We start from the raw sequence: 12,234 nt of genomic DNA on the forward strand, positions 1-12,234 counted from the left end.
GTAATCTAAAGGAGGATCGTGTGATTAAGAGACTAAAAGCATTTTGGCGTCTTGTACGCCGACTCTCTGGCGATGACGCTTATGAGCAATATCTGGCACATTTTGCAGCGCACCATGATGCGGTAGATGAGTTGCCATTAAGCAAGGAAGCGTTTTTCAAGCAATGGCAAAACAATAAATGGACGGGTATCAAGCGCTGCTGCTAAGCAACGCTAAGTTGTTTGGTGTTATTTCCCGCCCATAATCCTTGCAACATCTTCAAAGCTTAGCTCTTGCACTTCTATGCCGTGGTTGTTTGAGCTAGAAGGCGCAATCTTTAATTCATCCCTCGGCTTTTCATTGGCTTGCAAAGGCAAGCTGCTGTCAGCCTTTGTGCCTGTGTTTTTATCGAACATTGATTGAATTAGGCTTATCATTTTTATCTCCTTAAAACTTGATCCACGTATTCAATAATGCAAATCGTGTACCAATAGATTTAAGAGATATATCACTTCTATAACTCTATGATTTTTATGAGTTAGTCATTTTCCGCTGAATAGAAGACGGCTAAAACGTTAAAGAGTAATGTCGAATTCATCACAACTGTATGGTTAATCGTCAGATTTTCAGCAATATGATTAGCGGGTAAATTTATTGGCGAGTGCGCTTCTAAGCATCCATATACCTACTAGCACCATAGGCAAACTCAACCATTGGCCCATGCTCATTCCCAATGCCAGAAAACCTAGGAAACTATCTGGCTGACGCGTAAATTCTACTAAAAAGCGGAACGTGCCATAGCCTATCAAAAATAGACCAGAAATCGCACCGACAGGTCGTGGTTTGGCCGAGTATGTCCACAGAATAATAAACAGCAGTATGCCCTCTAACCCAAACTCATAAAGCTGAGATGGGTGACGAGGCACATTATCTACGCGCGGAAATACCATTCCCCAAGGCAGGTTGGTTGCGCGCCCCCATAATTCACCGTTGATGAAATTACCCATACGACCAGCGGCCAAGCCTATCGGCACAAGTGGCGCGACAAAATCCATGATGCTGAGCCACTGTTTACCTGTTTTACGGGCAAAGAAGAACATCGCGGTTAATACACCTAGGAAGCCGCCATGAAAAGACATACCGCCTTGCCATAGAAAAAATATCTCTAAAGGGTGGCTAATAAAATAAGTAGGTTGGTAGAACACTACATAACCCAAACGCCCACCAAAAATGACGCCCATAGCGCCATAAAACAAGATGTCATCAAGGTCAGTTTCAGTCCAGCCGCGTTCTGGATATTTGCGAGCTCGCCATTTGCCTAGAAACAGCAAACTCATGAATCCAAAGAGATACATCAAGCCATACCAGTGAATGCCGAGCGGGCCAAGATGAATTGCAACAGGGTCAAATTCTGGATGTATGAGCATGAGTGTGTGACGGGATTGAGTTAGAATATTGAATTATACGTTTTAATCGGTTTACGCTGGATTACATACTGCAAATAAACGAGTCTGCAGTTGCATCACCATTAAGGAATTTTTATGCCTGAATATCGTTCAAGAACTACCACTCACGGCCGCAACATGGCGGGTGCCCGCGCACTATGGCGCGCTACGGGCATGAAAGACGGCGATTTTGATAAGCCTATCATCGCCATTTCTAATTCATTCACGCAGTTTGTGCCAGGCCATGTACATTTAAAAGACTTAGGCCAACTGGTGGCGCGTGAGATTGAGCGTGCTGGCGGCGTGGCAAAAGAATTCAATACCATTGCCGTGGATGACGGTATTGCGATGGGTCATGCTGGTATGTTGTACAGCTTACCGAGCCGCGACTTGATTGCTGATAGCGTGGAATACATGGTCAACGCACACTGTGCTGATGCGTTGGTATGTATATCGAATTGCGACAAGATTACACCGGGCATGCTGATGGCTGCATTGCGCCTGAATATTCCGGTTGTATTCGTGTCTGGCGGCCCGATGGAAGCGGGTAAGGTGAATTGGCAAGGTAAAGAACATAAGCTCGACCTGGTTGATGCCATGGTAGCAGCGGCGGATAGCCGTGTATCGGATGCTGAGTCTGATGCGATTGAGCGCTCGGCCTGCCCGACCTGCGGCTCTTGCTCAGGCATGTTTACTGCCAATTCAATGAACTGTTTGACTGAGGCATTGGGTTTGAGTTTGCCCGGTAATGGCTCGACATTGGCGACACACGGCGCGCGCAAGGAATTATTCCTCAAGGCTGGCCGTACCATTGTGGAGTTGGCCAAGCGTTATTACGAACAGGATGATGATTCGGTATTGCCACGTTCAATTGCCAATATGCAGGCTTTTGAAAATGCCATGAGCCTCGATGTAGCTATGGGTGGTTCAACGAACACCGTTCTGCATTTGCTTGCGGCGGCGCACGAGGCTGGTATTGATTTTACAATGGCCGATATTGATCGTATTTCACGCGGCGTACCTTGTATCTGCAAGGTGGCGCCGGCAACGGCTAAGTATCATATGGAAGATGTGCACCATGCTGGTGGCGTAATGGGTATTTTGAGTGAGTTGAGCCGTGGTGGATTGATTCACCGTGATACGCCAACAGTACACAGCCCAACCATGGGTGATGCTCTGGATAAATGGGACATCACGACCACACAAGATGAGGATGTGAAAAAGTTTTTCCGTGCGGCACCAGGTGGTATTGCAACTACGATTGCATTTAGTCAGTCTATGTTATTCCCAACGTTAGACGATGACCGTGCTGAAGGCTGTATTCGCGACATTGAGCATGCTTACTCAAAAGACGGCGGCCTGGCTGTGCTTTACGGCAATATTGCGCTAGATGGTTGTATCGTCAAAACAGCAGGCGTTGATGACAGTATTTTGAAGTTCACAGGTCGTGCGCGCATTTTTGAGAGCCAAGATGCTGCAGTTGAGGCGATTCTGGCCGATACAGTAGTAGCGGGCGATGTAGTGGTGATTCGTTATGAAGGCCCACGCGGCGGCCCTGGTATGCAAGAGATGTTGTATCCAACCAGCTATTTGAAATCAAAAGACTTGGGTAAGGTGTGTGCTTTGCTTACAGATGGCAGGTTCTCTGGAGGTACGTCTGGTTTGAGTATTGGCCATGCCTCGCCTGAGGCGGCTGAAGGTGGCGCGATTGGTTTGGTGGAAGAGGGTGATACCATCGAAATTGATATTCCTAACCGCACCATCCACTTGGCCATTAGTGATGAAATCATGGCGCACAGACGTGCAACAATGGAAGCAAAAGGCAAAGCTGCATGGAAGCCACTGAATCGTAATCGCGTCGTTTCGCCAGCGTTACGTGCTTATGCCGCAATGAGTACCAGTGCCGCGCGCGGTGCGGTACGGGATGTGTCTCAAATAGAAAAATAGTCGTTTAATTGTGTCATGAATTTTAGCTGTATAAGCAGCGGGGAACTATGGATACCAGCCAATCAGCAACAAAAGAGTACGAAAGCAAATATCCATCATCGCATGTCGCTGAGGATCAGGTTCGCTTTACCAAAGATGAAGCTGGGCTGGATTACATAGAGATCGAGAATCGCCATGCTACGGCCAAACTGGCCTTGCAAGGCGCACATTTGATGCATTGGCACCCCAAACACACTGCGCAACCAGTGTTATGGATGTCAGAACAATCCCGCTTTGAGCCTGGCCGTTCTATCCGCGGTGGTATTCCGCTTTGCTGGCCTTGGTTTGGCGCACATCCTACTGACAGCTCACTCTGTATGCATGGTTTCGCCCGCGTGACGCCGTTCTCGGTGATTGATATTGGGCAGATGTACAACGGCAATACACGTGTGATTTTGCAGATGAAGCAAACCGAGAATTCGCAACGTCAGCTTTCATATCCTTATACCTTAACGATGACGATTGAAATTGGTGCTACTTTATCCATCAAACTTTCAACGACCAATCGCGCTACCCAGCCATTCTTTATGGGTGAGGCTTTTCATACCTATTTCAATGTGAGCGATGTTGAAAAGGTCAGCGTTTCTGGCCTCGATAACACTGAGTATGCCGATAAACTGCTTGATTACTGGCGTGGCACACAAGAGGGTGATCTCACCTTTAATCAGGAGTTTGACCGTGTGTATGTCAGTACCAAAACGGCTGTGAAAATTCATGATCCAGCGTTTAATCGCGATATTGTCATCAATAAAAAAGGTAGTAGCACCACAGTGGTGTGGACGCCTTGGCAGAAAAAAGCGCATCAGATGGCTGACATGGCAAAAGACGATAGCTGGCGCAAAATGTTATGCGTTGAAACTGCCAATGCCATGGAAAATCTGGTCATGATTAACCCTGGCTATACACACATACTCGCCGTAGAGTACAGTGTTGAAAGCGTTTAAATAGTGATTGCTACCAAGGAGTTAAACATGAAAGCATTGTTTATATTAGCCGCAGCAGCTAGTAGCTTGTTACTGGCAGGCCAAGCGGCCGCAGTCGATGCTGGTGCTGCCGAAGCGCTTGCACAGAAAAGTGGTTGCTTGGCATGCCATAGCGTTGCCAACAAGATCGTAGGCCCAGCTTATAAAGATGTCGCAGCAAAATATAGGGGCGATAAAACCGCCGAAGCCAAACTGATTGCCAAAGTAAAAGCCGGTGGAAGTGGTGTGTGGGGCCCGATTCCCATGCCGGCTAACAGTCCACATGTAAAGGACGAAGACATCAAAACTATCGTCCAGTGGGTGCTGACCCTGTAACCAACTTTACAGCAGGCATAAAGAAAGCCAGTCCAAAAGACTGGCTTTTCGCATTACTGGTTCGGTATTGATAGTGATTAGATCAGGATTTCAACTTACTGTGATGCATAGAGTAAGCAAAGTAAATTACAACGCCCACAGCTATCCAGATGAAGAAGCGATGCCAGGTTTCCGCTGGCAAGAATGCCGTCAATGCACCGCAAGTGATAATGCCAAGCACTGGAATGAGTGGATTCCATGGATTCTTGAATGGTCGCTTCAGATTCGGTTGCCGAATACGCAATACAATCACACCTACACATACCATGATAAAGCTAGCTAGCGTGCCTATATTCACGGTCTCTGCCAACTCGCCCAGTGGTATAAAGCCAGCAATAATCGAGATAACAAACCCACATAGCAAGATGATGCGCACGGGGGTTTGTCGTTCTGGATTAATGGCTGAGAAGAACGGAGAAATGAGTCCGTCACGGCTCATGGCATAAAGAATTCTGGTTAGTCCGTATAGCAACACCAGAAGCACGGTAATCAGACCCGCCAGTACGCCAGTTGCGACTAATGTCGATGCCCAGGTATAGCCAATCTTGGTCAGGGCAAAAGCGACTGGCGAAGACGTGTTGAGCTCAGTATAAGAAACGATACCCGTTAAAAAACCTGAAACCAGAATGTAGATTATTGTGCAAAACGTGACTGAGGCAATCAGCCCGATGGGCAGATCACGTTGTGGGTTCTTCGCTTCATCTGCCGCCGTAGAGACAGCATCAAAACCAAAGTAAGCAAAGAATACCAGCGATGCGCCAGCCAGCACGCCTATGGTTTTGCCATTATCTAGTGTATCGAACCAGCCAAACGGCATGAATGGGTGCCAGTTTTCTGAATGCAGATTCATGCCGGCAAGTACCAAAAAGATGGCAATCGTCGATAACTTGATGGCAACCATGATGTTATTGACCTGTGCACTTTGTTTAACGCCGCTGATCAGCAGCAATGTCAGAACCCAGATAATGGAGAATGCAGGCAGATTGATAATACCTCCCATACTTGGCGCTTTTGTGTAAAGCTCGGGCATGCTCAAGCCGAAATTGGTGAGTGTGCGAATAAAGTAGCCTGCCCAGCCATTGGCCACTGCGGCAGCACCCACGCCGTATTCAAGCAATAATATCCAGCCAATCACCCAGGCAAAAAATTCACCAAAAGCTACGTAGCTATAACCGTATGCACTGCCCGAACCACCGACTGAGGCTGATAATTCCGCATATGAGAGTGCAGCAAAAGCAGAAGCAACGCCGGCGATGATGAATGAAATAATGACAGCAGGGCCTGCCTGGGTTGCGGCTGCTAGCCCTGTGAGTACAAAGATGCCAGTGCCGATTGCACCGCCAATGCCGAGAAGCGCAAGATCAAACGCACTCAGGCATTTTTTCAGCCCACTATGGGTTTCAGTGGCAATCGCTTTGGTGCGGAACAGTTGAGCAAGCATTCGGTATCCCCTTTGTTATTATTTTCTAAGTATGCACGAAATATGCCTGCTACAGCCTAATTAGCTGGTGGCAGCCAATCCCTGTGTTTGAGGAATTGACTATATAGTTTGGCTTCTTCGCTACCGTCAGCTGGTTTCCAGTCATAACGCCATTTCACGATTGGTGGCATGGAGAGCAGGATAGATTCGGTGCGTCCATTCGACTGTAGACCAAAAAGCGTGCCGCGGTCGTAGACCAGATTGAATTCTACATAGCGGCCGCGACGATAGGCCTGAAAGTCTCGCTGCTGGTCGCCATAGGGCGTATCTTTGCGACGCTGGGCAATCGGCAAGTAGGCTTGTAAGAAAGCTTCGCCCACGGCCTTGAGCATGGCAAAGCTATCGACAAATCCAAGCTCGTTAAAATCATCAAAGAAAATACCACCTATGCCGCGTGGCTCATTACGGTGCTTGAGGAAGAAGTAATCATCGCAGTGTTTTTTGAATCGGGGATAAAGTGAGTCGCCGAACGGTGCTAGTGCATCGCGGCAGGTGCGATGGAAGTGAATGACGTCCTCATCGAAACCGTAGTAAGGCGTCAAATCCATCCCGCCACCAAACCACCAAATATCTGGAGTATCTTCATGTTTAGGCGCTTTGGCCACAAAAAAGCGCACATTCATGTGCACGGTTGGAATGTAGGGATTGCGTGGATGAAATACAAGCGATACACCCATGGCTTCCCAGCTACGTCCAGCCGCTTCTGGGTGGGCAATGGTGGCTGCTGGTGGTAGTTTATTGCCGAGTACATGTGAGAAACCAACGCCAGCACGTTCGAATACATTGCCTTCTTCTAGCATGCATGATGTACCGCCACCACCTTCAGGTCGTTGCCAGCTATCGTGCAGAAAGGTTTTGCCATCCACCATTTCAATGGCTTCGATAATCCGGCTCTGCAAGCCTGAGAGGTAGTCAAATACGGCGTTGGCGTTAATTTCAGTGGACATCAATCATTACTTCCTGAGGATCTTACCTGTTAGCAGGTCTTGAATCGTAGATGGTTTTTTAGCACCTGCTGTCATGCCTGGCAATATGCGCGTTTGACCTGAGAATAGCTTATAACACTGCCTGCTAGTCTTGGCTGGTTGGTGGCCGCTTTTATTAGCGCTGGTAGATACTAACGCCATGCCGAGCTGTTTGCACAAGCGTTTTGAGAATGCATGCTGGGTGACGCGAATGGCGATGGTTTTATGCTTGCCACTTAGCCATTTTGGACAATCTTTAGCAGCAGGTACCAGCCAAGTGTGAGGGGCTTTACCTAACCAGCTGTGCTGCATGGAGGCAATCTGGCTGGCAGTGAGCGGGGCTATATACCGTTGAAATGCTGAGAAACGGTCGGCCAGCAGAATAAGGCCCTTATGCTTTGGCCGTTGTTTGATGCGTAGTATGCGCTGCACCGCGAGTCGATTATCTGGGTCGCAACCAAGGCCAAAGATGGATTCAGTCGGGTAGGCGATCACACCACCTGAGCGTAAGTAACTGCGTAATCCACGCGCTTGGGTCACAAGTCAGGCCTTAGTGTTTTAAAGCCTTGTAGCCAATATCCGTGCGCATCTGGCTGCCGTCAAACTTGATTTCTTCGGCAATCTGGTAAGCCCGTAGTTGAGCGTATTTAACGGTTTCACCCAATGCAGTGACACACAAAACACGGCCGCCGCTGGTCAATACTTTGCCATCGGTCAGGGTAGTGCCAGCATGGAAAACGTGCGCTTCCTGCAAGTCTTTTGGCAGGCCAGTGATCTGATCGCCAGTTCTTGGGGTGTCTGGATAATTAGCCGAAGCCATCACTACGCCTAGTGCGTAACGTCTATCCCAATCGACAGTCACTTGGTCTAGCGTGCCTTCTACTGCATGTTCAAGCAGGCTAACAAAATCTGTTTTCAGTCGCAGCATGATAGGCTGGGTTTCAGGGTCGCCCATGCGGCAGTTGAATTCCAGCGTTTTGACCGTGCCATCAGGGCTAATCATTAAACCAGCGTAAAGAAAGCCAGTATAGGGAATGCCATCTTTTGCCATGCCTTCAACGGTAGGTTTGATGATTTCACGCATGACTTTGGCATGTATGTCTGGTGTCACTACTGGCGCTGGTGAGTATGCACCCATGCCCCCTGTATTCGGGCCGAGATCGCCATCCAGCAGGCGTTTGTGGTCTTGGCTGGTGGCTAAGGCCAGTATGTTTTTGCCATCGACCATCACGATAAAACTGGCTTCTTCACCAGTGAGAAATTCTTCGATGACTACCCGTGCGCCAGCACTGCCGAGTTTGTTGTCTGAGAGCATGGAATCAATGGCTTCATGTGCTTCTGCTTCATCCATCGCAACCACTACGCCTTTACCTGCGGCCAAGCCATCAGCTTTGATGACGATAGGTGCGCCTTGTTGTGTCACATAATCATGTGCTGCGGCTGCATCGGTAAATGTTGCATAAGCCGCCGTTGGAATGCTGTGGCGTATCATTAATGCCTTAGCAAAATCCTTAGAGCTTTCCAATTGTGCCGCAGCTTTGGTTGGGCCGAACACTTTTAACCCAGCGGCACGGAAAGCATCAACAACGCCTTGAGATAGCGGAGCTTCAGGGCCAACGACGGTCAAGGCGATTTTTTCATTCAAGGCAAATTCAACGAGTTCAGGCACACCAGTAATCGGTACATTGATCATGTCTGGGTTCAATGCGGTGCCCGCATTACCCGGTGCCACATAAACGCGGCTGATGTTCTGGTTCTTGGCTATTTGCCATGCCAGCGCATGCTCACGACCACCACTTCCTATTACAAGTACCTTCATAGATGCCTTTAATGTTTAGTGACGGAAATGGCGAATGCCAGTGAGGATCATTGCCAAGCCATGCTCATCTGCTGCAGCGATGACTTCATCATCGCGTATGCTACCACCTGGCTGAATCACGCAGGCAGCACCAGCTTTTGCCAGCACGTCAACCCCATCGCGGAACGGGAAGAACGCATCAGAAGCCACCGCTGAATTCTTAAGCGATAACCCTGCATTTTGTGCCTTGATAGCGGCGATCTTGGTACTGTCAACGCGGCTCATCTGGCCAGCGCCTACACCTAATGTCATGCCATCGCCACAGAATACGATGGCGTTGGATTTCACATATTTGGCTACGCGCCAGGCAAACAGCAGGTCTTGCAGTTGTTCTGGTGTTGGTTGTTTCTTGGTGACAATCTTGAGATCGCTCATGCTGATTTGATGGTTGTCTGCTGTCTGGATCAGCAGGCCAGAACCCACACGTTTGGTGTCGTGCGAATTACGGCCTTTTTGCCAGGCAGTCTCACCCCCAGCAGGCAGGGCGATCTTCAGTACGCGTACATTGGCTTTGGCTTTAAAAATAGCCAAGGCATCTGCCGTAAAGTCTGGCGCAATCAGCACTTCTACGAATTGTTTAGCGACAGCTTCAGCTGCCGCTGCATCAACCGTTGCATTGAAAGCGATGATACCGCCAAAGGCTGAAGTCGGGTCTGTCTTGAAAGCCTTGCTATAGGCTTCTAGCGCGTTGATGCCAACGGCTACACCACATGGGTTGGCATGTTTGACGATGACGCAGGCGGCAGTATTGAGTGAGCTATCAAAACTCTTGACGCATTCCCAGGCCGCATCGGCATCGGCGATATTATTATATGAAAGCTCTTTGCCCTGCAGTTGCTCTGCTGTTACTAGTGAGCCAGGTGCGGGATATAAGTCACGATAAAACGCGGCTTGTTGATGAGGATTCTCGCCGTAGCGGAGATCTTGCAATTTAACGAAGCGCCCATTGGTTTGGGCAGGAAAATCATTGCGCGTGCCATCGGCATTAAACGATGACAGGTAATCGCTAATGGCACCATCGTAATTGCTGATGCGGTTGAAAGCGGCTACTGATAATGCAAAGCGTGTTGCCTGACTGGTCGCGCCGCCCGTGCTCTTCATCTCGGCAATGACCCCTGCATATTGCGAAGCATCGGTGACTACAGCGACATCTTTCCAGTTTTTGGCGGCGGAGCGCACCATCGCTGGGCCACCAATGTCGATGTTCTCAATCGCGTCTTCCAGCGTACAGTCAGCTTTGGCTACTGTCGCTTCAAACGGGTAAAGATTAACGACCACCATATCGATATTGGGAATCGCAGCTTCATTCATTGCAGTGACATGCTCAGGCAGATCACGTCTACCCAAAATGCCGCCGTGTACTTTAGGGTGCAGCGTCTTCACGCGACCATCCAGCATTTCAGGGAAGCCAGTGTAATCACTGACTTCGATGACGGGAATATTGTTATCGCGGAATAGTTTTGCAGTGCCGCCAGTAGACAGTATCTCTACGCCAAAGCTGCTCAGGTCTTTTGCAAATTCAAGTATGCCTTGTTTATCGGAAACACTAATGAGAGCTCGTTTGATAGCCATAATGGGAAAACTTATCGAAAGGTTGAGTTATAAGGTGTCTGAATGGAATTACTGAATTTTGTACTGCTGGAGTTTTTTGCGCAGGGTGTTACGGTTCAGGCCAAGTATTTCTGCTGTTTTGCTTTGGTTGCCGCCCGCACGATTAAGTACGTATTCCAGCAACGGTTTCTCCACACACTGCAATACCATGTCATAGACAGCGTGCGGCGGTTGTCCATCAAGGTCTTTAAAGTATTCGTCTAATGCTGCGCGAACACAATCGCCTATTTGTTGATTGCTCATTTTTATAATTGTCCCTGGGTCGTACTGCTTTGCTAGGCTGCCAGCGCTTCGGCCAGTGCTTCGTCTGTGTCATCCGCATATTGCAAATGCTGGTTTTGTTGTTTCAACTGCTCAAAAAACGTATTGATAGCAGCTTGTTGTTCATCTATCGTTTGCAACTGGTTCATCATGTGGCGGAAATTCGCTGAGTCTTTTAGCCCCTTGGTGTACCAGGAGATATGTTTTCTAGCAACACGCATGCCAGCCAACTCGCCGTAGAACCCGTACAAGTCGTTCACATGCTCCAGCATCACGCTGTGGATTTCTGACACTTCGGGTGGCAACATGTGTTCGCCAGTAGCCAAGTAATGCGCAATTTCGCGGAATATCCATGGGCGGCCTTGTGCGGCGCGACCTATCATCACGGCATCGGCACCAGTGTATTCCAGTACATACTTGGCTTTTTCAGGGGTGGTGATATCGCCATTGGCGATGAGCGGAATCTTGATTGCTTGTTTGACTGCGGCAATCGTGTCGTATTCCGCATCGCCCATATACAGGCAAGCGCGGGTACGGCCATGCATGGCCAGCGCTTGGATGCCAATATCTTCGGCCATTCTGGCCACGGCGATTGCATTGCGGTTTTGTTTATCCCAGCCAGTACGAATCTTCAGGGTGACGGGTACTTCCACTGCATTAACCACAGCTTTAAGAATCTGTGACACGAGTGGTTCGTCTTTCAATAAGGCTGAACCCGCCATCACATTACAGATTTTCTTGGCTGGACAACCCATGTTGATATCAATGATCTGCGCGCCGTTGTCTACGTTGTACTTAGCGGCCTCTGCCATCATTTTGGGGTCTGCGCCTGCAATCTGCACCGAAATGGGGTCTACTTCGCCTTCGTGGTTGGCGCGACGCAAGGTTTTTGTGCTTCCATACAGTAATGAATTGGATGTCACCATTTCAGAAACCGCCAACCCAGCGCCCAGCTTTTTACACAGAATGCGGAAAGGCCTGTCCGTAACGCCAGCCATGGGCGCGACAACCAGGTTATTCTTTAATTTGTATGGACCGATTTGCACTAGATTGCTTTTTGCGATGACTGCGGAAAAGCTGCCTATTTTATACGCAAATGCTGTTACAGAAAACTTAAATATTGTGATTCTAACTATCTTTGCAAAATGCAATTTTTTGGCACAAGAGGTGCTACAGAGTATTAATAAATAACAGTTTTTTGCTATCAGGGTGTTTAATTACTATAGCTTGCTTATTAGCTAAGCGAAGTTGCATGAGAAATACTTAAAAAATAAAAAAGTTGTGCTGCAGGAATTTGATCGGGGACTACGTA

Annotated in this window: 13 protein-coding genes; 4 read left to right on the top strand and 9 right to left on the bottom strand. The window is 48.5% G+C overall.

Annotation, left to right across the window (positions count from 1 at the left end; genetic code table 11):
* Nucleotides 1–20 precede the first annotated feature (20 nt).
* Nucleotides 21–206, top strand: a complete 186-nt coding sequence (locus tag ZMTM_RS01675) for a YbdD/YjiX family protein (protein ID WP_221764616.1) — start codon at nucleotides 21–23, stop codon at nucleotides 204–206.
* Nucleotides 207–227: 21 nt separating this feature from the next.
* Here ZMTM_RS01675 and ZMTM_RS01680 read toward each other — a convergent pair whose 3' ends face one another.
* Entirely contained in the window at nucleotides 228–416 is a 189-nt protein-coding gene (locus ZMTM_RS01680) for a hypothetical protein (protein WP_221764617.1), read from the bottom strand.
* Nucleotides 417–617: 201 nt separating this feature from the next.
* Nucleotides 618–1,406 carry a prolipoprotein diacylglyceryl transferase gene (lgt, locus tag ZMTM_RS01685; protein ID WP_221764618.1) on the bottom strand — a complete coding sequence of 263 codons (789 nt, stop codon included), beginning with the start codon at nucleotides 1,404–1,406 and terminating at the stop codon, nucleotides 618–620.
* Nucleotides 1,407–1,520: 114 nt separating this feature from the next.
* Between lgt and ilvD the strand changes: the two genes are divergently transcribed.
* Genes ilvD through ZMTM_RS01700 form a run of 3 tightly spaced genes read left to right on the top strand, consistent with a single transcriptional unit; the run spans nucleotide 1,521 to nucleotide 4,708 of the window.
* Nucleotides 1,521–3,371 (top strand): dihydroxy-acid dehydratase, encoded by a 1,851-nt coding sequence (gene ilvD, locus ZMTM_RS01690; protein ID WP_221764619.1) that lies wholly within the window; start codon nucleotides 1,521–1,523, stop codon nucleotides 3,369–3,371.
* Nucleotides 3,372–3,418: 47 nt separating this feature from the next.
* Nucleotides 3,419–4,354, top strand: coding sequence for a D-hexose-6-phosphate mutarotase (locus ZMTM_RS01695; protein ID WP_221764620.1), 936 nt, complete (start codon nucleotides 3,419–3,421; stop codon nucleotides 4,352–4,354).
* Nucleotides 4,355–4,381: 27 nt separating this feature from the next.
* Nucleotides 4,382–4,708, top strand: coding sequence for a c-type cytochrome (locus ZMTM_RS01700; RefSeq protein ID WP_221764621.1), 327 nt, complete (start codon nucleotides 4,382–4,384; stop codon nucleotides 4,706–4,708).
* Nucleotides 4,709–4,790: 82 nt separating this feature from the next.
* Here the strand turns inward: ZMTM_RS01700 and ZMTM_RS01705 are convergent, their stop codons facing one another.
* From ZMTM_RS01705 to dusB, 7 genes are read right to left on the bottom strand one after another with little or no spacing between them, the layout of a single operon-like run.
* Nucleotides 4,791–6,188 carry an APC family permease gene (locus tag ZMTM_RS01705; protein WP_221764622.1) on the bottom strand — a complete coding sequence of 466 codons (1,398 nt, stop codon included), beginning with the start codon at nucleotides 6,186–6,188 and terminating at the stop codon, nucleotides 4,791–4,793.
* Between the two features lie 56 nt (nucleotides 6,189–6,244).
* Nucleotides 6,245–7,174, bottom strand: coding sequence for an oxygen-dependent coproporphyrinogen oxidase (hemF, locus tag ZMTM_RS01710; protein ID WP_221764623.1), 930 nt, complete (start codon nucleotides 7,172–7,174; stop codon nucleotides 6,245–6,247).
* Between the two features lie 6 nt (nucleotides 7,175–7,180).
* A complete protein-coding gene (locus ZMTM_RS01715) occupies nucleotides 7,181–7,732 on the bottom strand; it encodes an L-threonylcarbamoyladenylate synthase (protein ID WP_221764624.1) in 552 nt (183 codons plus the stop codon).
* Between the two features lie 10 nt (nucleotides 7,733–7,742).
* Complete coding sequence (gene purD / locus ZMTM_RS01720; protein WP_221764625.1) at nucleotides 7,743–9,011, bottom strand: phosphoribosylamine--glycine ligase; 1,269 nt, start codon at nucleotides 9,009–9,011, stop codon at nucleotides 7,743–7,745.
* Nucleotides 9,012–9,026: 15 nt separating this feature from the next.
* Nucleotides 9,027–10,622 (bottom strand): bifunctional phosphoribosylaminoimidazolecarboxamide formyltransferase/IMP cyclohydrolase, encoded by a 1,596-nt coding sequence (purH, locus tag ZMTM_RS01725; RefSeq protein ID WP_221764626.1) that lies wholly within the window; start codon nucleotides 10,620–10,622, stop codon nucleotides 9,027–9,029.
* 48 nt (nucleotides 10,623–10,670) lie between these two features.
* Complete coding sequence (locus ZMTM_RS01730; RefSeq protein ID WP_221764627.1) at nucleotides 10,671–10,904, bottom strand: Fis family transcriptional regulator; 234 nt, start codon at nucleotides 10,902–10,904, stop codon at nucleotides 10,671–10,673.
* A gap of 32 nt (nucleotides 10,905–10,936) precedes the next feature.
* Nucleotides 10,937–11,968, bottom strand: coding sequence for a tRNA dihydrouridine synthase DusB (gene dusB, locus ZMTM_RS01735; RefSeq protein WP_221764628.1), 1,032 nt, complete (start codon nucleotides 11,966–11,968; stop codon nucleotides 10,937–10,939).
* Nucleotides 11,969–12,234 lie beyond the last annotated feature (266 nt).

It is taken from the genome of Methyloradius palustris (assembly GCF_019703875.1).
Classification (GTDB): domain Bacteria; phylum Pseudomonadota; class Gammaproteobacteria; order Burkholderiales; family Methylophilaceae; genus Methyloradius; species Methyloradius palustris.